This window comes from Variovorax sp. 54 (assembly GCF_002754375.1).
Lineage (GTDB): Bacteria > Pseudomonadota > Gammaproteobacteria > Burkholderiales > Burkholderiaceae_C > Variovorax.
Map to the genome: position 1 here is coordinate 6,477,104 of NZ_PEFF01000001.1, position 18,669 is coordinate 6,495,772.

Sequence of the window (18,669 nt, forward strand, 5' to 3'; positions counted from 1 at the left end):
GAAATGCCGCACTGCTTTTTGGATCTGGGCTTGTTCCGATGCCGTCGAAAGCATCGTTTCGGGGCCATGGGTGGGTCTCGACGAATCCCTCGTTGAAACTTTTTTTGATTCTTAAGGAAATACGTATGAAGAAAATTGCAACTCTCGCCGCGATCGCCGGCGTGGCCGCCGTGATGTTCGCGCCCGTCCATGCGAGCGCCGAAAGTGCCGAGCTCCGGATCACCGGCACCATCGTGCCGTCCGCCTGCAAGCCCTCCTTCGCAGGCGGTGGCGTGGTCGACTACGGCGCCATGTCCGCCGGCTCGCTGAACCCGACGGCCCAGACCACGTTGGCGGACAAGTCGATCCAACTGACCCTGACCTGCGAGGCGTCTGCGCTGTTTGCCTTCAAGGTGATCGACGAACGCGCGGGGACCGCGGTCGCTTCGCTGGAAACCATCCCGACGTATGACGCGAGCTCGAAGTTCGGCCTGGGTGCTGTGGACGGCAAGAACATCGGCGCCTATTCGTTGCAGATCACGAACGAGACCGCCGATCAAGGCACCACCAAACACATCCACAGCGCAGACGGCGGAACCACCTGGTCGGACTTTGCCGGCGGCATGACCGTGGACGGCAGCCAGATCGTTGCATTCGCCGGCAGCGCCACGGGAACGACGCCGGGCCCCCACACCTCCGTCACGGCCGATATCCGTGTGGTCACTGCCATCGACAAGGGCAGCAACCTGCCGTTGACCCAACGGATTCCGCTGGATGGCCTGTCGACGTTCGAACTCGTCTACCTCTGAACCTCGGCTGACGGAAAGTCCGTTTTTTTGAAGTCCTCAAGGAAATACCCATGAAGAAAATTGCAGCGCTTGCCGCTGTCGCTGGCGTGGCCGCCGCGATGTTCGCGCCTGCCGGTGCGAGCGCCGAAAGTGCCGAGCTCCGGATCTCCGGCGCCATCGTGCCGTCCGCTTGCACGCTCGCCTTTGCAGGCGGCGGCGTGGTCGACTATCCGTGTGGCAACCGCCATCGACAAGGGCAACAACCTGCCGTTGACGCACCGGATCCCGCTGGATGGCCTGTCGACGTTCGAACTCGTCTACCTGTAAGCAACACGGCCGTATCGGGCGGGCCCTCCGCTCGAGACAGGGTTGCGTCGGCCATGGTGCCCGGCGCAACCCTCTGGCGTCACGGCTGACGAACAGCCCGTCGATCCATCTCCATTTTTGATTCTTCTCGAAACACCCCTTTCGAGACGGCGGACGCGCTCGTCCGGAAAGAGGAAAGAGAACCATGAACTTCATCCCCGCGACTTTTGTTTTCGCACTGTCTGCCTCGACCGCACTGATCGTGGCCCTCGCCCCGCTGCCGCTCCATGCCGCAGGCATGCTGCCGGAAACTTCCGTCGTCATCGTCAACGAGAGCGATGGCGAAGCCAGCATCAACGTCAAGAACACGGACGCCAAGCCGGCCCTCATGTTCACGTCGTTGACGGGCATCCCCGGGGACGACGAAACCCTGCTGATCGTGACCCCGCCGGTCGCCCGCGTCGAGCCCGGTGAAACGCAGCTCGTGCGCTTTCTGTTGCAGACCCATCAGCCGCTCAGGACGCAGCGCCTGCGGCGCGTGATCTTCGAGGGCATCCCTCCGAAGAACAAGGAGCCGGGCATCCGCGTGAACATGAACGTTCGCCAGAACCTGCCGGTGCTGATTCATCCCAAGGGCCTGGCGCAGGACGACCAGCCGTGGAAGCGACTGAAATGGTCGGCCGGGGCCGACACGCTGCGCGTCAGGAACGACAGCCCGTACGTGGTGCGCATGGCAGCCTCGGTCCAGTTGCTCCCGTCGACCGCGACGGTCGAGTTGCCGCGCCCCTATGTGCTTCCCGGTGAGACGGTGGACGTTGCCCTGCCGGTCGCCGCCCGGGGTACCACACGAGCCGGCTGGAGATTGCGACCCGATCGCTGCCTCGCAACGTCGACCTGGTGAACGGCTATCAGGAGCTCGATGCAGGCCGCGGATCGGTGAACCACATCCGGTTCGGTGTGATCAATGCCCGCCGGGTTCTCCTGAAGGCCATCGGCCCCGAGGGGAAGGTGCTCGAGAAGGGCTTGGCCGTGGTCGACGGCGACAACCAGTACGTCACCTCGGTCGTGGACCGCGGGCAGGTCTTTCTGCCCGATGTGCACGGCGGCGCGAACCTGAGGGTCACGTTGTCGAATGGCGACACCTGCAAGCTCGATTTTTCGCTGCCGGAGACATCCGACGCATCCACCTACTTTGAATCGGCCGACGCCACCTGCACGGCCACGGGAGCACACCAATGATCATCACAAGAAGCCTGCGCCGCAGAAGCGCGGTGTTCGGTATTGCGCTTGCCGCGCTTTCCACACTGGCAGGAACGCGGGTTCACGCGCTGGCATCGGCACACTGCGATGCGCAACTGAGCGAGTCGCTCGTCGACTATGGACGGATGACCCGCGCACAACTGCAGGAACGCCAACCCGACCCCGCCCGGGCATCGTTGGGCAAGCGCCGGGTGACGCTCACGGCGGTGTGCGCCGAGCGCACGGCGATGGAGCTTTCGTTCCAGGGCGCGGCAGCAGACGACACAGGTTTTCGGTTTGCCACAAACGATCGCTTCACACTCAGGATGCTGGATGCGCAGCTCGACGGCAAACCCGTTCGCCTGGCTGCACCGCAGGTGGACGCCACGGGCCTGGCACCGTCGCCTGTCCTTCGGCCCGGCGACAGGATGTCTCCGGTGGACGGCGCGGGCCTGGCCCAAGGCCAACGCCTGACGGTGCAGCTCGAGATCGAGCCGTTCGTGGGGGCCGCTGCGACGCGCGTTGCGGGCGAAAGCAGGTGGGAGGGCGCGGGGCGTTTCGAGGTGCTGCGCCGTTAGATCGGGCGGGGGCCGTGTGCCGCCCGTTTTCGAACCATCCCGAAGCCGTTGGCCCGACTTTTCGATGCATCCCTATTGGGGGAAAACCGCTCGGCGAAAACAATGGATCGCAAGAAACGGGACCGCCCTTGGAGGCTGTCCCGGCCCGATATTCAACTTGCCCAGAAAGCGATGCGAAGTCCGATCCATCTCTGGAGCGATCCTTGAAGCAGAGTCATTGCACTGTCCCCACCACCCTCCTGACCACGCGGCGACTGCCCATCTTGTTGAGCGAGTCCGAGTCCTGCACCATTGCGGTGATCGACCCCGACCTCCAGACCCGAAGCCTGATGGGGCGTGCCATCCGCAGGCTCGGCCACTGGCCAATGGTCTTCACCAGCACACTGGAATTGACACAGGCGTGCCGCTACTTCGAACCCCGCTTTGCTGCCGTGGTTGTGGCATGCCCGGTCGACGTCGGCGCTGCAAGCACGCTGATGGCCCAGGTGCGAGAACAGGCAGGCCCGGAGTGCCCGCTGGTCATGAGCGCCGGCAAACGCGGCGTCCGCGAGTTGGCGGTCTTGCATGCGCACGCGTCCGATCACGTGGAGGTCACGCCGTCTTCATTCGAAGAGGCGTACCTCCTGATGCGGTCTTTCCTGCAGCAGCGCCGGACACCGATGCTGGACATGTTCGTCGAATGGGGGGCGTTTCGCCTCGACCTCTCTGCGGACAGCGCACAGGTGGCCGGCACCCGGGTCGACCTGACGCCCAATGAATTCGAACTGGCCATCGCGCTGTTCAGGAACGTCGACCGGGTCTTGACCCACCACGGGCTGCGCTCGCTGGTGTGGGACCGCGGCCCTCGCTGCGGCTCCGGGGTGCTCTCCACCAACGTGTGCCGCCTGCGCCGCAAGCTCGGCTTGAGCGCCGGACGCCACGGGTTGGAACTGCAGGCGGTTCCGGGGCACGGCTACCGGTTGAGCGCAACTGAAAGCGCGCCGGGCGCGCACTGAAGCTAGGCGGCCTGTGCGTCGGCAGGCGCCGCATCGGGCCGCGCCAGCCCCGACGCCACCGCCGCCAGGATGCCGCGCAGCCAGCGGTGCGCCGGCTCGTGCTGCGAGCGGTCGTGCCACAGCTGGTAGAAGCGCATGCGCGGAAAGCCCTGCGGCGCCGGCACCGCCACCAGCGGCAACGTATCCACGAACTGCATCGCGAAATGGCGCGCGGTGGTGAACACCAGGTCGGTGCCCACCAGCAGGTGCGGCGCCACGGTGAAGTAGGGCACGGCAATGCAGGCCTCACGCGTCTGGCGCAGCGTGGCCAGGTGCGTTTCGACCACGCCGCGCTGCGACGCCGCATACGGCGTGGGCACCACGTGGCGCGCCGCGATGTAGCGCTCCATCGTCATGGCGCCCTTGGCGGCGAGCGGATTGTTCTTGCCCATGAGGCACATCAGGTCGTCTTCGAGCAGCAGTGACAGGTGCAGCCGCTCGGGCGGCTGCGGCCAGTTGCCGATGACGATGTCGAGCTCGCCCTGAGCCAGCGCGCGCTCGTAGTCGTAGGTGACGCTCAGCGGGTGCACCACCAGCCGTGCATGCGGCGCCTCGGCACGGAACCGCGTGGTCACGTCGGCCAGGAAGCTCATCGCCAGGTAGTCGGGCAGCGCGAGGTGGAAGGTCATCGCGCTGGAGGCGGGCTCGAACTGCTCGGGCCCCGAGAGCATGCGGTCGATTTCGAGCAGTGCGCCGCGTGCGCGGTCGCGCAGCTGCAGCGCACGCTCGGTCGGGACCATGCCGCTGCGCTCGCGCACGAGGATGGGGTCGGCGAACACCTCACGCAGCCGGCGCAGGGCGGTGCTGATGGCGGGCTGGGTCTGGTTCATGCGCACTGCCACCCGGGAGACGCTGCGTTCGGCCACCAGGGCCACCAGCACGCGCAGCAGGTAGGTGTCGATCGGGGCGTGGGAGCGTGACATGGCGGAGAGAAATGGCCTCTGGGGGCGCTACGGGCGGCGGGCCCCTCATGGCAAACCGTTATGCCGCACATTCTAGAGAGCGTGATCCAGCCCGACGATATCTGCCTACAGTTCGCCACCAACGGGAATGGCAGCCGCAAGCGGACCCACAGAAGGTCTCAGGCGGCACGTCCCGTCCACACCCACAATGGAGACAACCATGCGCATGGACGCCACGCTGGCGCCGATCCGGGAACACACCGCCACGGCGGAACTGGACGGCATCTACCGCAAGATCATCTTTCGCCTGATTCCCTTTTTGATGCTGCTCTGGGTGCTGGCCTGGATCGACCGGGTCAACATCGGCTTCATCAAGCTGACGATGCTCGACGACCTGAAGTGGAGCGAGGCGTCGTACGGGCTGGGCGCGGGGATCTTCTTTCTGGGCTACTTCTTCTTCGAGGTGCCGAGCAACCTGCTGCTGCAGAAGATCGGCGCCAAGAAGACCATCATGCGCATCACCATCGGCTGGGGCCTGACCTCGATCGCCACGATGTTCGTGAAGAGCACCGAGATGTTCTACCTGCTGCGCTTTCTGCTGGGCGTGTTCGAGGCGGGCTTCTACCCCGGCATCATTCTTTACCTGACCTACTGGTTCCCGGACGGCCGCCGTGCCAAGGCCTTCGGCATGTTCATGTCGGCCTCGGCTTTCGCGGGCGTGATCGGCGGGCCGCTGGCCGGCTTCATCATGAACAACATGCACGGTGTGAACGGCTGGGCCGGCTGGCAATGGGTGCTGCTGCTCGAGGGCATTCCCTCGGTGCTGGCCGGCATCGCCACGTATTTCTACCTGACCGACCGGCCCGAGCAGGCCCACTGGCTCACGGCGCGTGAACGCCAGCTGGTGCACGACGACCTGGAGCGCGACCGCAAGGCGCTGGGCCATCGCGAGCACAGCATGCTGGCCTCGCTGAAGAACGGCAAGTTCTGGCTGTTGATCCTGATCTTCTTCTGCATCATCGCGGCCAACTCGTCGCTCACCTTCTACGGCCCGACGCTGGTCAAAGAGATCGGCTTCACCAACCCGCTGACCATCGGCTGGATCATGGCCGGCGCCTACCTGTGCGGCGCGGCCGGGATGATCTGGAACGGCTTCCACTCCGACCGCCACCAGGAGTCGCGCTACCACTGCGCGCTGGCCGCGGCGCTCGGTTCGGGGGCATTGCTGGTGGTCGCGCTGTTCCTGCGCCAGAGCCCGGGCCTCGTGCTGGCCGGCCTCACGCTCGCCATCGTCGGCACCATGAGCGCGATCCCCGTGTTCTGGCAGATGCCCAACCGCTTCCTGGCGGGCACCGCAGCCGCCGGCGGCGTGGCGCTGATCAACTCGATCGCCAACCTCGCGGGCTTCGGCGCGCCGTGGATGCTGGGCCTCATCAAGACCGCCACCGGCAGCCTCGCGCCGGGGCTGTATGTGGTCGCGGCGGTGGAAGTCTGCGCCGCCGTACTGATCCTGCTGTTCGTGCCGCGTCTGCAGAAGACGTCTGCGCGCTGATTCTTCCCACCCCCCTCTGTCCGTCTGTCTGACTACAAGGAGATGCGCTCCATGCCTTCCCACGCCCATCGTTTCGATCTCCAGGCGCTCAACGCCATGGACTGCGACGCGTTCGTCGCCGCACTCGGGCCGACTTTCGAAAACTCGCCCTGGGTCGCACGCACGGCCTGGCAGCTCCGGCCTTTCGCCAGCATCGACGCCTTGCACGACGCCATGCTCGATGTGGTGCGCCGCGCCCCCGATGCCCAGCAACTCGCCTTCCTGTGCGGCCACCCCGAACTGGCGGGCCGCGAAGCCCAGGACGGCACGATGACCGCCGAGTCGGTCGGCGAGCAGGGCAGTGCGGGCCTGAACGCCCTGAGCCGCGAAGAGATGGCCGAGATCCAGCGGCTGAACCGCGTGTACCGCGAGCGGCACGGTTTTCCTTTCATCATCGCCGTGCGGCGCAGCACCAAGGGTCAGATCTTCGAGGCGATGCGCAGCCGCGCCGCCGAGTCGACCGAGGCCGAGCGCCGCGCGGCGCTGGCGCAGATCGGTTTGATCACCCGCGGGCGCATCGACACGCTGCTGGGTGCGTCCATCTCTCAAGGAGCGGTCCATGCCTGAGAACGTCGTTTCGCTTGCTGCACGCCGTCGCTTCGCGCTGTCGGGCCTCGCGCTCGGCGCCGCCGCCCTGGCTCCCCACGGCGTTGTTGCGCAAACGGCCGCACCCGCCGGTCCGGCCCAGGCCAGCGGTCCGGTCGTGCTGCACGGCGTGAGCCCGCGCCTGACCGTGCATGCGCTCGACACCTTCCACGGCGCCGCGGCGACCGGCCTGCGCATCGATTTCTCGGTGCGCGAAGGCGACGGCTTCAAGCTGCTGCGCACCGTGACCATGAACGGCAACGGGCGCTCCGACGAGCCGCTGCTCATCGGCGACAGCTACCGCGCCGGCGACTACGAGCTGCTGCTGCACGTGGACGAGTACTTCGCGCGCAAGCCATCGCGGCTGCCCACGCCGCCGTTCCTGTCGAAGCTGCCGGTGCGCATTCGCGTGGCCAACGCGGCCGAGCGCATCCACCTGCCGATCCAGTTCGGCCCGTGGAGCTACACCTACTCGCGCGGCAGCTGACGCAGCGCCGTTCGCACCTCATCCGTCCGCAAGGAGTTTGCTTCTCATGACCGGCATCACGACCCATGTGCTCGACATCACCACCGGCCGCCCGCTCGTCGGGATGAAGGTCGACCTCTACGACGTGGCGACCACGCCGCCGACGCGCCTGAACAGCACGCGCACCAACGCCGACGGCCGCACCGACGCGCCCATGCTGCCCGGGGCCTCGGCGCGCACCGGGCAGTTCGAGCTGCAGTTCCACGTCGGGGACCACTTCAAGGCGGCCGATGCGCTGTCGGACGTGGTGCCCGTGCGCTTCGCCATCGCCGATGCCACGCAGCACTACCACGTGCCGATGCTGTGCGCGCCCTGGTTTTTTTCCACCTATCGCGGCAGCTGACCGCGGGAGCTTTTCCTGAATGACAACCCCCCATGACCCGAACGCAGGCGCGTACCTGCTCGACTCCATCCGCCTCGCCATGGGCAACATCCGCGAACGCAAGACCTGGCCCTTCGGTGCGGTGATCGCGCGCGACGGGCAGGTGATTGCCACCGCCGTCAACGAGGTGGACGCCCTGTGCGACCCCTCGGCCCATGCCGAGATGCAGGCCGTGCGCGCCGCCGCGAAAGCGCTGAAGAGCACCGACCTGTCGGGGTGCACCGTGTACGCCAGCGGCTACCCGTGCGCGATGTGCCTGACGGCGATGTACCTCGCGGGCGTGAAGGAAGTTTTCTACGCCTACTCGAACGAAGACGGCGAACCCTTTGACCTGTCGGCCGAGCGCGGCTACGTCGAGATTGCGCGGCCACCGGAACAGCGGGAGATGAAGCTGCATTCGATGCCGGTGCGCGACGAGAGCGATGAAGACTTGTACGAGGCTTGGAGCAAGGTGGCTGGCTGAAAGCGCCTCGGCAGAGCAGGGCGGTTCAGGAGGAGGGCGCGCCAGGGCGAGTGATGACCGGCGCATGCTGCGCCATGAGCCCGGCAACCCACTCGATGAACGCGCGCAGCTTCGCGCTGACATGCCGGTTCGGCGCGAAGGCCACGTACAGCGGCATCGGATCGAGCTGCCAGTCTTCGAACAGCGGCAGCAGTTCGCCGCGTGCCCGGTGCGGTGTGGCCATGTAGTCCGGCAACCAGAGGATGCCCAGGCCCGCCAGACCGGCCGCGAGATACGCGTTGCCGTCGTCGACCGAGAGCACGTAGCGGCCCTGCACGTCGACGCGTTCGTCGCCCCGGCGCATGGCGTACGGAAAGGTCTTGCCGTTGCGCGACCACAGGAAACCGACGATGCGGTGGTGCGTGTCTTCCAGTTCGTGCGGGTGCGCGGGCGTGCCGGCCCCTTCCAGGTAGCCTGGCGCCGCATAGACCCCGAGCTGCAGGTCGCCCACGCGGCGTGCCATGAGCGACGGGTCGGTGAGTTCGCCGCCGCGCACGACGCAATCGACGTTCTCGCCGATCACATCGACCATGCGGTCACTCACGCCCATGTCGAGCTGGATGTCGGGGTAGCGCGCATGAAAGGCCGGCAGCGCGGGCACGAGGATCGTGCGGGCCAGCGGACCGGGCACGTCGACCCGCAGGCGGCCCCGGGGCAGGGCAGAGGCGCTCGACAGGCTGGTCTCGGCATCGTCCAGATCGGCCAGCAGCCGCACCGCGCGCTCGTAGTACGCCGCGCCGTCGGCCGTGACGTTCACCTTGCGCGTGGTGCGGTTCAGCAGCTTCACGCGCAGCCGGGCCTCGAGCTGCTGCACCAGCTGTGTCACGCTGGTCTTGCTCATGTGCAGCGTGTCGGCCGCCTTGGTGAAGCTGCCGGCTTCCACCACGCGGGTGAAGGCCTGCATTGCATCGAAACGGTCCATGGGAGGGCTCCTGCGGGGCGTTTGCCGTGATTGTTTGGGATCTGCAAACAGTGATTGTTGGCTTTGCCCGTTTATCGATGGCGCGTGGCTTCCTAAAGTCCCTGCATCGTCATCACTCACCGCAGAAAGAAAACAGCCATGGCCGCACGCGACGTCGTTTTTCCACCCGGGCGCCAGGCGCTCTACGAACGCAACCGCTATTCGCCGGCGGTTCGATCCAATGGCTTCCTGTTCGTGTCGGGGCAGGTCGGCAGCCGCGAAGACGGTTCGCCGGAACCTGAGCTGGAAGCGCAGGTGCGGCGCGCGTTCGACAACCTGAACGCGATCCTGAAGGCCGCGGGCTGCACCTTCGACGACGTGGTCGATGTGACGGTCTTCATCGTCGATCCGGAATCGAACTTCGAAACGATCTGGAAACTGGTGCCCGAGTACTGGGGCGACGCGCCGCACCCGACGCTGACCGGCATCGGCGTGACGTGGCTCTATGGCTTCCAGTTCGAGATCAAGGTGATTGCGAAGCTGCCGGAAGTCGGTGGGACTGGGCCGGGTTCGGCGTCCACCTGATTCGATTCAAGAAAGCTTCGTGGTGGCCTGAACTGGAGGGGTGCACGGAGTGCGAAACCGGAAGGGTATTTGGCCTGGGCTCTGGACTGCCTAGGTTCTCCGGCTCATCGTCTATTTGCAGAAATCTGTTCGTCAGGAATGAGTGCTAAGTCATTGATTTGGAAAGAAGCAGAATTTCCGTTTGAATAGTATTGTTGCAAGATTTTTTTCACAAAAGCGTTCACCAAATGTCGCTCTCGCACATTGTGTTCGCGAGATGTCGGAACAACGCGTCCGGGCCGCGCAGCACTTCCACGTGCAGGCGCTGTCTGCGCGCATCGGTGGCCTGGTGCAGGTGTTCTTTGCCATTAGTGTCCGAGACAGCGCAGTAAAGTCTGAGGCAGCGCATTAGTGTCTAAGACACCCAACAGCCGGCGTGAGCGCTGCCGCCTTGGCACCTCTGTGCCAACGGCGCAGGCCGGCCATCGTCAGTCAGTCGCGCGTCCACCCGTCACGACCGGTCCAGACTGGTTGCGGACGCTCACGCGTGGAGCCCGAAGGGCAAGGATGGGCCCATTCCGGACGTTTGGCCTTTCCGAAAGCCGCCGCTCAGAACGCGAAAGTCTTGCCTAGCGGTCGAATGCGGACCAAATGAACCAAAAGCAGAGCGCAATCCAAGCGGTGCTAGTTGTCGAGCGAGCCCAAGCCCAAAGTGCCACGCCGTTGGGCCAAGGTTTGGCTGGCAGAGGGCGACGAAACACTAGAAGTGGCATGACGGCGGCGAAGTACGCCAACATGAAAACGAAAAGCGCCCTACCCGGCGCAGGACCAACGGATGGGGCCAGACGCTCCAATACGGCAGGAGTGAACGATAGAACCACGAGCGCGAAGACAAGCGGCCACCGATGCTGTCTCCAGAAGGATGCGGAACTGGTTGCGTATTTTGAGTAGAACGCTGGTGTTGGCATTGGTCGCAGCCGGGGAAGAGAAGGAATTCAACCTTCACGTGAACGGCAAGTTGTGGCCGGTAGGAGCCGGGCGATATTCTGACGTGCTTCAGAACTCTCCAACTGTGCGGATCTCCCCAACCTCGATAACTAGGTTGGCAATGCCTTCGTACCTTGCCTGTGGTCGCCAGGGACGAGTCTCATGCTCATAGAGGTAGTCGCGGGCTCCCTGCACGAACTCTCTGCGTAGGTCCTCATGAGTTCGCGCATCTCCGGGCCAACGTCGCGTCGAGGACTGAATCTCTTCGCGAAAGGCTCCATTGTTCGTGCTCAGCCCTGTGACCACGACAGTCGCTTCATAGCAAGGGGTCATGCAGTTTCCGGCTCAATGAATGCGCATGGCGCGCTTTGGGGGAATATTGGCACGCGGCCGACCGTCCGGTTTTGGCCGGAAGGCGCTGATGCTAGCCGCCGCGAACACCGATGGCGCTCCGCAGCCTGCCAAGGTCCGGCGCATCGGACTCGACGAAGAAGAGGTCCTCGGTGACACCCGTGACATTGTCGGCAATGCCGATGACGAACTCGCGGGCGAATGTCGAGTGCAGCTTCGCCAAGTACCCGGCAACGCGCTCAACGTCTCCGAACCATCCTTCAGGCTCGTCGCCTGGGTCTGGCAGTGCCAAGTTGATGCCAAGGTCCCAGTCGGGCAAGTCGTCAGGGTGGCTGCCAGACACATCTGTCTTCTGGTTCACCACAGTCGGCCTTGAAGTGACCCAGCCTGGCGCAACGGCAAGCTCGACAAGCCTTTCCTCGATGGGCGCGGCGACGTCTTCTAGGTCAGAGCCGTCTACGTACGCATACAGGGTGTGTCGTTGCATGGTCTTACTGGAAGGTGGGCCGGAAGGTCCGGTTGTGGCCGAACTCGGAAGTCTAGCCTCGGCCAAAGACAGGCCGCTTCCGCTGCATAGCCGTCCCTCACGAGTGGCCGCGTTGGGGTATTTCTGATGAAACCGCTCCACGGCAATATTGATCTGGTAGGCGGTGTTGGGCAGCACTGCGCGTGCCGATGACCGAGACGCTCACGCGGATGGCCGACGCACCTGGGCCATCAGTTGCTGTGCCACCGCCTCGAAGGGTTCGAGGCTCTGGTCGGCCCGGCTGAGCACTACCGCGCCTTCCACCGAGGCGATGAGCACCGTGGCGAGGGCTCGCGCCTGGCCCGATGAAAGCCCCCCTTCGCGCAGCAGATCAGCCAACCGCTCGCGCCAGGCGCGAAACACGGCGGTGGCATGCGAAAGCAGTTCTGCCGAGTCGGTGGCCACCGTGACGGCCAGCACAGCGCAACCCGCCCCGCACTGCGAGCGCGTGAGCACCGCGCGCCAGATCGCGAGGAAGCGCTCGACGACCACCTCAACCGGCGCGCCGGCCACCGGCTCCATCGCATCGGTCAACATGGCGCCAGCGCGGTCGACAGCCGCCGCGACGAGTTGGTCCTTGCCACCCGGAAAGTGGTGATACAGCGATCCGCGCGGCGCGCCCGAAGCCGACAGCACTTCGGAAAACGACGTGGCCTGCAATCCGCGCCGTGCCAGCAGTGCCATCGCCTCTTCGACCATGCGATCGCGAACGTCTCCCGCCATGCTCACTTCTCCTTGCTCGAATCGAGTAAAAAAACTATGACAGGCATCATAGTTCTCGGTACTATGACGACCGTCATAGCTGCAGCCCGAGGAGCATCCACCATGTCACCGCGTCACCAAACCCTTCTTTCTATGGTCTTGCCGCTGGCTCTGGCTGCCTGTGGCGCCATGCCGCCCACTTCCACTTCATCTACCCAAGGAGCTCTGCCCGTGACTGTTGAAAAAACCAAACAGGCCATCGTTGGCGACTGGACCAGCATCGCCCCTGAAGTTCGCCCCAGTGCCCAGAAGACCCCAGACGGCGCGCTCAAGCCCTTCTACCTGAGGCGCGAGTTCAAGGCGTTGCCGGACGATCGGTTCGAGCTCGTCATTGCCAACTCTGCCGACCCCTACGGCAAGGTGCCGTTGGCGAAGATCCTGATCAAGGGCCGCATGCACTGGAAAGGCGAGCATCCCATTGCCCCCGGCGCGCAGAAGGTGGACTTCATGGCCGACGAAGCCTACGAGGTCACCCCGCTGCTGCAGGGTTTTGCCGACGTGCTGAACCAGATCGCTGCCCAGGGCTACGCCAAATGGGAGGTGGGCCAGACACAGAGCGTCTTCGGCAAGAGCTTCGCGCCCTTCGGCCTGACGGCGGGCAAGAACTTCATGGAGTACGACCTGGTGTACATGTCCCACGGCTTGTTGTTCTGGGGCGCGCGCAACGTAGACGGCCGTGGCTTCGACACCGAGCAGAACCGGCCGACCAATCTGCAGATTCCGCTGGCGCGCAGGTAGCCCGGAACGCGGCTTGCCGGCATGCTCTCTGTTTCATTCAGGTCAGCTTGCGCTGCAGGCCACCCCGAGGTGGCGCTGCATCAGCGCCGTCAACTGCAGGTGTAGCTCGCCGCCACGTTCACATCGCCCGACCCGTTGTACTTCGGGTACTTGGGAGACTGGCAGGCCGGCATGCTGCGCGCCGTGCCTGCGCTGGTGAACGAATAGGTCATCTGCGTGGGCGCGGCACCGTCTTCGACCCAGCCCATGATGGCCGAGGCCCAGTCCACTTCCTTCAGGCTGCCGCCCGCGCCATGCCCTGCGCCCGGCACGATGAAGAAGCGCGTGCCGCCGTTCGGATCGGCCAGGCCCATCGATTGGGCGAGACCCGTCATCGCAGTCCAGTTGCGGTAGTGGTCGTTCGGCGACAGCAGCGGGTCGGCGCCGGCGTGCCACGAGATCAATTTGCGGCCCGAGGCCACGAAGCTGGCGATGGCCGCCTTGTCGTGGTCGGCGCCGGCGCGTGCCAGGCCCGCACCGAGCATGTCGTAGTCGGTCTCCAGCTGGAAGCCCGCCTGCTTGGCGGGCGTGAGCCACGCGGGGTCGCCGCTGGCGATCAGCGCGAAGCCGCCGCCGAGCACGTTCCATCCCAGGCCGAAGCCGTTGCCCCATGAATAGCCCGAGAGCACGGTGCTGCCGTTCGCGCGCTTGAGCGGCGAGAGGATGGACTTCAGTGTGCCCACCTGGGTGCTGCTGAGGCACAGCGCCGGATCGGGGTTCGCGCCGGCCACGCCGCACTCCAGCACGGCCGGGTCGAAGGTGCAGGCCTGCGGATTGCCGATGAGGTTGTCGGTGGCACCGTCGAGTGCATCGCAGGCCGACAGCGCGGCGGCATAGGCTGCGCCGGCCTGGGGCGGGCTCAATGCGGCAGGCGTGCCGTTCAGCGAGGCCACGCGCAGCCAGGCGCTGGTCTGGCCGGCCATGTCCATGGTCTCGCATCCCGCGACGATGCCGTCGAACTCCTGCGGCCAGCGTTGTGCGGCGATGTAGGCGTTGCGCCCGCCGTTGGAGCAGCCGTTGAAGTAGCTGTGGCTCGGTGCCGTGCCGAAGAAGGCCTTTGCGACCGCCTTGCCGAAGCGCACCGTCGTGCCCACCGCCGCGTAGGCGTAGTCGGTGGCCGACTGGCGGCCTTCGTCGGTGCCGCTGGCCCACACGGCGGGCGCGGCCTGCGCGGGCACGTTCGCGCGGTTGCCGCCATTGGAGGCCGCGTACACGGCACCCTTGAGCGCGAGCGTGGGATCGACCGCTGTCACCGCGCCGCCCACATCCGTCGTCACCGCCGACGCGATGCGGCCGTCGAAGCCGCCACCGCCTTGTTGCCAGTAGCGCCCGGTCCAGTTGTCGGGCACGTCGATCTCGATGTCGAGGAAGGGCGCGCGCGTGCCGAGCACCTGGCAGAAGCCCGATGCGTTCGTCGATGCCTTGGCTTCGAAGCGCGTGGTCTTCGTGACCGTCACGCCGGCGATGACCTGGCCGTTGAGCGTGTTGCAGGTGCTCTTGAGCTGCTCGGCGGTGGGCCCGGAAGGACCGGCCGGCGGCGGTGCGACCGGTGCGGGCGCAGGTGCCGGCGCGGGAATCGGAAAGAAGCCGCCGCCCCCGCCGCCATCACCGCCGCCGCAGCCTTGCAAGGCCAGGCCCAGTGCCATCGCCAGCAGGGCGGGGGGCACGCATTTCTTGTCACGCATGGTGGTCTCCAATGTGGGTGTTGTGTGCCGGAGAGCCGGCGGATGTGGCGGGAGGAAGTTGCCAATCAATCTTCCGACCGACCGGTCGGTTTGTTGGCGGAGCGAGCGTAACGCAGGCATGCGAACGCGGGCAAGCACTGGCTGATCGGGACTAACCCCTAAGATCGCCGGACACGCCGCGCGCCCCCCGATCAGGCAGGCCCCATCATTCCGACCCATGACCGTTGAATCCCTCTCTACCCGCGCGAGCGACCAGCGCAGCCTGATCGCCCGGAGCGCCGCCGAGCTGTTCGCCCGCAGGGGCTATGCGGCGACGTCGATGAACGAGATTGCCGAAGCCAGCCACCTGTCCAAGCCCGGCCTGTACCACCACTTCAAGGACAAGGCCGAGGTGCTGCTGCACATCGCGGACGGTCACGTCTCGCGGCTGGTCGATGTCGTGACGGGGGTCGAGGCACTGCAGCTCGCGCCCGAGCAGCGGCTGCCCGAGCTGATCGAAGCCTTCATGCTCGAGTACGCCGAAGCGCAGAACGAACACCGCGTGCTCACCGAGGACGTGCGCTTCCTCGACCCCGAGGCGCAGGCGCGCGTGCTCGACAAGGAGCGCACCGTGGTGCAGGTGTTCGCCGACGCCATCGCCGCGACGCGGCCCGACCTGCAGGAATCGCAGCTTCACAAGCTGCTGACAATGTTCCTGTTCGGCATGCTCAACTGGATGTTCACGTGGTTCCGGACCGACGGCCGGTTCACGTACGCGCAGATGGCGCCCATCGCGACGCAGCTGTTTCTCAACGGGATCACGGGGTTGGAAGTCGCGCCGAAGAAAAAGGCACCGAAGCCGTAGCTTCGGTCGGCAGACCATTCAGCACAGCAGGCTGCGCGCCACGACAAGGTCCGCTGAAGTTTCATCGCCCGCCGCGATGACATACGGGCGCAGCAGCTGGTCGGCCTCTTCGGCGTGGCCCATACGGAGCAGCAACTGCGCCAGTGCCACGGCCGCGCGCACCTGAAAAGGCTTCACGCCCTGTGACCGGCCCATGGCAATGGCCGACAGGTAGCTCCGGCGGGCCTCTTCGGGCCGGCCCGCGGCCACCAGCACGCGCCCACGGGTCGTGAGCAGCTCGGACAGCCGCAGGCGATCGCCTCCCGTCTCGATGCGCTGCGCGATCTCGTCGCACAGCGTGAGGCTCGCGGCGTGCAGCGACAGGTCGGACAGGCCCCGCGCCATGGCGGTCAGGAACACGGTGGTGACCATCTCGTAGCGGCTGACCCGCAGCGTTTCGACCGCACGGCGGATCAATTCCACGCCCTCGGCCGAGCGCCCCTCGAGCACGAGGATCTGCCCGCGCGTCGCGCTCGCGATGCTGAGGTAAGGCGTCAGCGAATGGCGCCGGGCCACGGCCTCGACGGTGTCGGCCAGCTCCCTGATCTTCGGCACGTTGCCCTGGTAGACATGCACTGAGCCAGCCCAGATGAGCGTGATGCAGTACGTGACCGCATGGCCCGATTCGCGCGCCTTCGCGATCGTCTCGTCCGCCACTGCAACGGCCTCGGCGTAGTGCCCCGTCAGCCACAGGCTGCGGGCCACGCCGCACATCGCGCGGATGTAGTAATCGAAGCCCAGCCGGGAGGTGGTGTCGGTCGACGAGCCCGCGCCGTAGCGCGCCACCCGCTGCCAGTGGCCCATGGCTTCCTGCACGTGGCCGACAAGATGTAGCGCGACGCCCATCAGCGAATCGACGATCGCCCGGCATTCCGGGTCGTCCAGCGCGGGCAGCAGCGACTGGGCCTTGCGGGCCGTGGCGAGCGCCTCGGTGAAGCGCCCGTCCCGGTGGAGCAGCAACGCGTGGCCGTTGAGCAGGTGCAGTGTCGAACGAGGGTCTGCCAGGTCTTCCGACACCTGGATGCCGCGACGAAAGGCGGTGTCGGCCTCCTCGCCGTCGCCGCCGATGAACATGAGCGATTGCCCCAGTGCGCCGCGCAGAGGAACCTCGGCAGGGGAGCCGACGTACTCGGGCGGCATGCGATCCAGTGCGGCCTGTGCCCAGCGCGCGCATTCCTTCAGCAGCGACAGCTGGAGCAGCAAGGGGCAGAACGAGGCGGCCAGTTCGACGGCCGTGACCGGTTGCGCGTCATCGCGGAAATAGAAGGCCATGGTGGCGTTCAGATTCGGCAGCTCCAGCCGGACCGTGTCGAGCGCCTCCTTGTCGAGCGGATGTGCTGCCTGTTGCATGGCCCATCGCCCGTAGAAATACGAGAAGCGTTCGACCAGGCCCCGGGCTTCACCGCGGACTTCAAGCCGCTTCCATCCGTACGACTTCGTGGTGTCCAGCAGGCCGTAGCGCAGCGCGACCCCGCCCGCATCGACATTGACGAGCGACTTCGAGACCAGCCCGGCCAGCAGCTCGACGCCTTCCGACGGCTCGCTGTCGAAGCAGCACACGTCCAACGCGGCATCGAGCGCGAAGCTGCCGGCAAACACCGAGAGGCGGCGCAGCAAGCGCTTCTCGCCCTCGGTGAGCAGCTGAAAGCTCCAGTCGAGCGTCGCTCCGAGCGTCTGATGGCGCGGCACCGCCGTGCGCCGCCCGTGCCACATGAGCTTGGCGCTCGCATCGAAATGCGAGGTGATGGCCTGCAGACCCAGAGCCTCGATGCGGCCCGCCGCCAGCTCGATTGCTAGGGCGATGCCGTCCAGTTCGCGGCACAGCTGCGAGGCCAGCAGCGCGTCGCTGTCCTTCAGCTCGAAGCCCGCACCGCTGGCGGCCGCGCGTTCCACGAACAGCTGCACGGCGGGATAGGCCAGCGCCGCCCGGGCGGTGGCGCCTTCGCCCGGCGGGGGAAAGGCCAGCGGTGGCAGCCGGTAGACGAACTCGCCCTCGGCACGCAGCGCCTCGCGGCTGGTCGCGAGGATGTGGACGAACGGGCAGTGGCGAAACAGCCATTCGGTCAGCTCGGCAGCGGCCGCGATGACGTGCTCGCAGCAGTCCAGCACGATCAGCGCCTTGCGTTCGGCCAGATGGGCGGCGATGAGCGGCAGCTCGTCCTGGCCGTTCTGCAGGCCGACCGCATGAGCCACGGCCGCGCGGATGGAGCCCATGGCGCCGACCTGCGCGAGGTCGACGAAATGCACGTCGTGCGCGAAGTGTTCTGCTGCCGCCTGGATCGACGCGATGGCGACCGTCGTCTTGCCGATGCCGCCGGCGCCGACCACCGAGACCAGCCGCCGCTGCAGCAGGTTGGCCACGATGAGGTCGATGTCCGTGTCGCGTCCCACGATCACTGAACCGAGTGCTGGCAGTGCCGTGCCGGTGGGGAGCGTGGGAGAGCGAGCCTCGCCGCCGTCGCTCTGGCGCTCCACGGCAGCGACGAAGGTGTAGCCCTTATTGGCCGTGTTCACGACATAGCGCGTGCCAGCGACGCCGTCGCCCAGGGCCTTGCGCACCGCGTGCATGTGAAAGCGCAGGCTGCCTTCGTCCACCACCACGTCGCGCCACACGCGCGCGAGCAGTTCGTTCTTGCTGACGACGGCACCGGCGTTCTCGACCAGCACCACGAGCAGGTCGAGGGCCCGACCGCCGAGGCGGACCGGCACGCCGTCCCGCTGCAGCAGGCGCTCGTCGGGCGAAAGGAGGAACGGTCCGAAGGTGGCGTGCCACCGGGCAGCGGGTGGGGTGGCAGGGCGATTCACGATGGAAAGATCAGGC

General features: G+C 66.2%; 20 protein-coding genes. 14 read left to right on the forward strand and 6 right to left on the reverse strand.

Annotation, left to right across the window (positions count from 1 at the left end):
• Positions 1-125: 125 nt before the first annotated feature.
• The 6 genes from CLU95_RS29710 to CLU95_RS30980 all read left to right on the forward strand — a co-directional run bounded on the left by CLU95_RS29710 (position 126) and on the right by CLU95_RS30980 (position 3,885).
• Entirely contained in the window at positions 126-788 is a 663-nt protein-coding gene (locus CLU95_RS29710) for a DUF1120 domain-containing protein (protein WP_180288697.1), read from the forward strand.
• A 50-nt stretch (positions 789-838) separates the two neighbouring features.
• A complete protein-coding gene (locus CLU95_RS30775) occupies positions 839-1,183 on the forward strand; it encodes a hypothetical protein (protein ID WP_143606069.1) in 345 nt (114 codons plus the stop codon).
• Between the two features lie 95 nt (positions 1,184-1,278).
• Entirely contained in the window at positions 1,279-1,974 is a 696-nt protein-coding gene (locus CLU95_RS29715) for a fimbria/pilus chaperone family protein (RefSeq protein ID WP_099796903.1), read from the forward strand.
• Positions 1,971-2,312: a FimD/PapC C-terminal domain-containing protein gene (locus CLU95_RS29720; RefSeq protein WP_180288698.1), complete on the forward strand. Its 342-nt coding sequence runs from the start codon at positions 1,971-1,973 to the stop codon at positions 2,310-2,312. The genes CLU95_RS29715 and CLU95_RS29720 overlap by 4 nt, the downstream gene beginning before the upstream one ends.
• Positions 2,309-2,890 carry a hypothetical protein gene (locus tag CLU95_RS30975; protein WP_180288699.1) on the forward strand — a complete coding sequence of 194 codons (582 nt, stop codon included), beginning with the start codon at positions 2,309-2,311 and terminating at the stop codon, positions 2,888-2,890. The genes CLU95_RS29720 and CLU95_RS30975 overlap by 4 nt, the downstream gene beginning before the upstream one ends.
• Before the next feature lie 203 nt (positions 2,891-3,093).
• On the forward strand, positions 3,094-3,885 hold the full coding sequence (locus CLU95_RS30980) for a winged helix-turn-helix transcriptional regulator (protein ID WP_180288700.1): 792 nt from the start codon (positions 3,094-3,096) through the stop codon (positions 3,883-3,885).
• Positions 3,886-3,887: 2 nt separating this feature from the next.
• Here the strand turns inward: CLU95_RS30980 and CLU95_RS29730 are convergent, their stop codons facing one another.
• Positions 3,888-4,847, reverse strand: a complete 960-nt coding sequence (locus CLU95_RS29730) for a LysR family transcriptional regulator (RefSeq protein ID WP_099796905.1) — start codon at positions 4,845-4,847, stop codon at positions 3,888-3,890.
• Positions 4,848-5,052: 205 nt separating this feature from the next.
• Between CLU95_RS29730 and CLU95_RS29735 the strand changes: the two genes are divergently transcribed.
• The 5 genes from CLU95_RS29735 to CLU95_RS29755 are packed head-to-tail and all read left to right on the forward strand — an operon-like array spanning position 5,053 to position 8,373.
• Entirely contained in the window at positions 5,053-6,378 is a 1,326-nt protein-coding gene (locus tag CLU95_RS29735) for an MFS transporter (protein WP_218967473.1), read from the forward strand.
• A gap of 51 nt (positions 6,379-6,429) precedes the next feature.
• Positions 6,430-6,984: a 2-oxo-4-hydroxy-4-carboxy-5-ureidoimidazoline decarboxylase gene (gene uraD, locus CLU95_RS29740; RefSeq protein WP_099796907.1), complete on the forward strand. Its 555-nt coding sequence runs from the start codon at positions 6,430-6,432 to the stop codon at positions 6,982-6,984.
• Entirely contained in the window at positions 6,977-7,489 is a 513-nt protein-coding gene (locus CLU95_RS29745; protein ID WP_099796908.1) for a hydroxyisourate hydrolase, read from the forward strand. The genes uraD and CLU95_RS29745 overlap by 8 nt, the downstream gene beginning before the upstream one ends.
• A 46-nt stretch (positions 7,490-7,535) precedes the next feature.
• Positions 7,536-7,871, forward strand: coding sequence for a hydroxyisourate hydrolase (uraH, locus tag CLU95_RS29750; protein WP_099796909.1), 336 nt, complete (start codon positions 7,536-7,538; stop codon positions 7,869-7,871).
• Positions 7,872-7,890: 19 nt separating this feature from the next.
• On the forward strand, positions 7,891-8,373 hold the full coding sequence (locus CLU95_RS29755; protein WP_099796910.1) for a nucleoside deaminase: 483 nt from the start codon (positions 7,891-7,893) through the stop codon (positions 8,371-8,373).
• A gap of 25 nt (positions 8,374-8,398) precedes the next feature.
• Here the strand turns inward: CLU95_RS29755 and CLU95_RS29760 are convergent, their stop codons facing one another.
• Positions 8,399-9,334, reverse strand: a complete 936-nt coding sequence (locus CLU95_RS29760; RefSeq protein WP_099796911.1) for a LysR family transcriptional regulator — start codon at positions 9,332-9,334, stop codon at positions 8,399-8,401.
• Between the two features lie 138 nt (positions 9,335-9,472).
• Between CLU95_RS29760 and CLU95_RS29765 the strand changes: the two genes are divergently transcribed.
• Positions 9,473-9,898, forward strand: a complete 426-nt coding sequence (locus CLU95_RS29765; protein WP_099796912.1) for a RidA family protein — start codon at positions 9,473-9,475, stop codon at positions 9,896-9,898.
• A 1,390-nt stretch (positions 9,899-11,288) separates the two neighbouring features.
• On the opposite strand, the gene CLU95_RS29770 is transcribed toward CLU95_RS29765, so the two are convergent.
• Together CLU95_RS29770 and CLU95_RS29775 are read right to left on the reverse strand one after the other, a co-directional pair.
• Positions 11,289-11,702: a hypothetical protein gene (locus CLU95_RS29770; RefSeq protein WP_099796913.1), complete on the reverse strand. Its 414-nt coding sequence runs from the start codon at positions 11,700-11,702 to the stop codon at positions 11,289-11,291.
• Between the two features lie 201 nt (positions 11,703-11,903).
• Positions 11,904-12,464, reverse strand: a complete 561-nt coding sequence (locus CLU95_RS29775; RefSeq protein WP_099796914.1) for a TetR/AcrR family transcriptional regulator — start codon at positions 12,462-12,464, stop codon at positions 11,904-11,906.
• Between the two features lie 102 nt (positions 12,465-12,566).
• On the opposite strand from CLU95_RS29775, the gene CLU95_RS29780 reads away from it, so the two are divergent.
• Entirely contained in the window at positions 12,567-13,241 is a 675-nt protein-coding gene (locus tag CLU95_RS29780; protein WP_257214767.1) for a hypothetical protein, read from the forward strand.
• A gap of 89 nt (positions 13,242-13,330) precedes the next feature.
• On the opposite strand, the gene CLU95_RS29785 is transcribed toward CLU95_RS29780, so the two are convergent.
• Positions 13,331-14,965: a tannase/feruloyl esterase family alpha/beta hydrolase gene (locus CLU95_RS29785; protein WP_099796916.1), complete on the reverse strand. Its 1,635-nt coding sequence runs from the start codon at positions 14,963-14,965 to the stop codon at positions 13,331-13,333.
• A 217-nt stretch (positions 14,966-15,182) separates the two neighbouring features.
• Between CLU95_RS29785 and CLU95_RS29790 the strand changes: the two genes are divergently transcribed.
• Entirely contained in the window at positions 15,183-15,809 is a 627-nt protein-coding gene (locus tag CLU95_RS29790) for a TetR/AcrR family transcriptional regulator (RefSeq protein ID WP_099796917.1), read from the forward strand.
• An 18-nt stretch (positions 15,810-15,827) separates the two neighbouring features.
• Here the strand turns inward: CLU95_RS29790 and CLU95_RS29795 are convergent, their stop codons facing one another.
• A complete protein-coding gene (locus CLU95_RS29795; RefSeq protein WP_180288701.1) occupies positions 15,828-18,653 on the reverse strand; it encodes an ATP-binding protein in 2,826 nt (941 codons plus the stop codon).
• Between the last annotated feature and the right edge of the window lie 16 nt (positions 18,654-18,669).

What these genes read in the sequence shown, in the direction of transcription:
- CLU95_RS29710 (WP_180288697.1), top strand. Translation starts at nt 126, where the DNA reads ATGAAGAAAATTGCAACTCTCGCCGCGATCGCCGGCGTGGCCGCCGTG.
- CLU95_RS30775 (WP_143606069.1), top strand. Translation starts at nt 839, where the DNA reads ATGAAGAAAATTGCAGCGCTTGCCGCTGTCGCTGGCGTGGCCGCCGCG.
- CLU95_RS29715 (WP_099796903.1), top strand. Translation starts at nt 1,279, where the DNA reads ATGAACTTCATCCCCGCGACTTTTGTTTTCGCACTGTCTGCCTCGACC.
- CLU95_RS30975 (WP_180288699.1), top strand. Translation starts at nt 2,309, where the DNA reads ATGATCATCACAAGAAGCCTGCGCCGCAGAAGCGCGGTGTTCGGTATT.
- CLU95_RS29730 (WP_099796905.1), bottom strand. Translation starts at nt 4,847, where the DNA reads ATGTCACGCTCCCACGCCCCGATCGACACCTACCTGCTGCGCGTGCTG.
- CLU95_RS29735 (WP_218967473.1), top strand. Translation starts at nt 5,053, where the DNA reads ATGGACGCCACGCTGGCGCCGATCCGGGAACACACCGCCACGGCGGAA.
- uraD (WP_099796907.1), top strand. Translation starts at nt 6,430, where the DNA reads ATGCCTTCCCACGCCCATCGTTTCGATCTCCAGGCGCTCAACGCCATG.
- CLU95_RS29745 (WP_099796908.1), top strand. Translation starts at nt 6,977, where the DNA reads ATGCCTGAGAACGTCGTTTCGCTTGCTGCACGCCGTCGCTTCGCGCTG.
- uraH (WP_099796909.1), top strand. Translation starts at nt 7,536, where the DNA reads ATGACCGGCATCACGACCCATGTGCTCGACATCACCACCGGCCGCCCG.
- CLU95_RS29755 (WP_099796910.1), top strand. Translation starts at nt 7,891, where the DNA reads ATGACAACCCCCCATGACCCGAACGCAGGCGCGTACCTGCTCGACTCC.
- CLU95_RS29760 (WP_099796911.1), bottom strand. Translation starts at nt 9,334, where the DNA reads ATGGACCGTTTCGATGCAATGCAGGCCTTCACCCGCGTGGTGGAAGCC.
- CLU95_RS29765 (WP_099796912.1), top strand. Translation starts at nt 9,473, where the DNA reads ATGGCCGCACGCGACGTCGTTTTTCCACCCGGGCGCCAGGCGCTCTAC.
- CLU95_RS29770 (WP_099796913.1), bottom strand. Translation starts at nt 11,702, where the DNA reads ATGCAACGACACACCCTGTATGCGTACGTAGACGGCTCTGACCTAGAA.
- CLU95_RS29775 (WP_099796914.1), bottom strand. Translation starts at nt 12,464, where the DNA reads ATGGCGGGAGACGTTCGCGATCGCATGGTCGAAGAGGCGATGGCACTG.
- CLU95_RS29780 (WP_257214767.1), top strand. Translation starts at nt 12,567, where the DNA reads ATGTCACCGCGTCACCAAACCCTTCTTTCTATGGTCTTGCCGCTGGCT.
- CLU95_RS29785 (WP_099796916.1), bottom strand. Translation starts at nt 14,965, where the DNA reads ATGCGTGACAAGAAATGCGTGCCCCCCGCCCTGCTGGCGATGGCACTG.
- CLU95_RS29790 (WP_099796917.1), top strand. Translation starts at nt 15,183, where the DNA reads ATGACCGTTGAATCCCTCTCTACCCGCGCGAGCGACCAGCGCAGCCTG.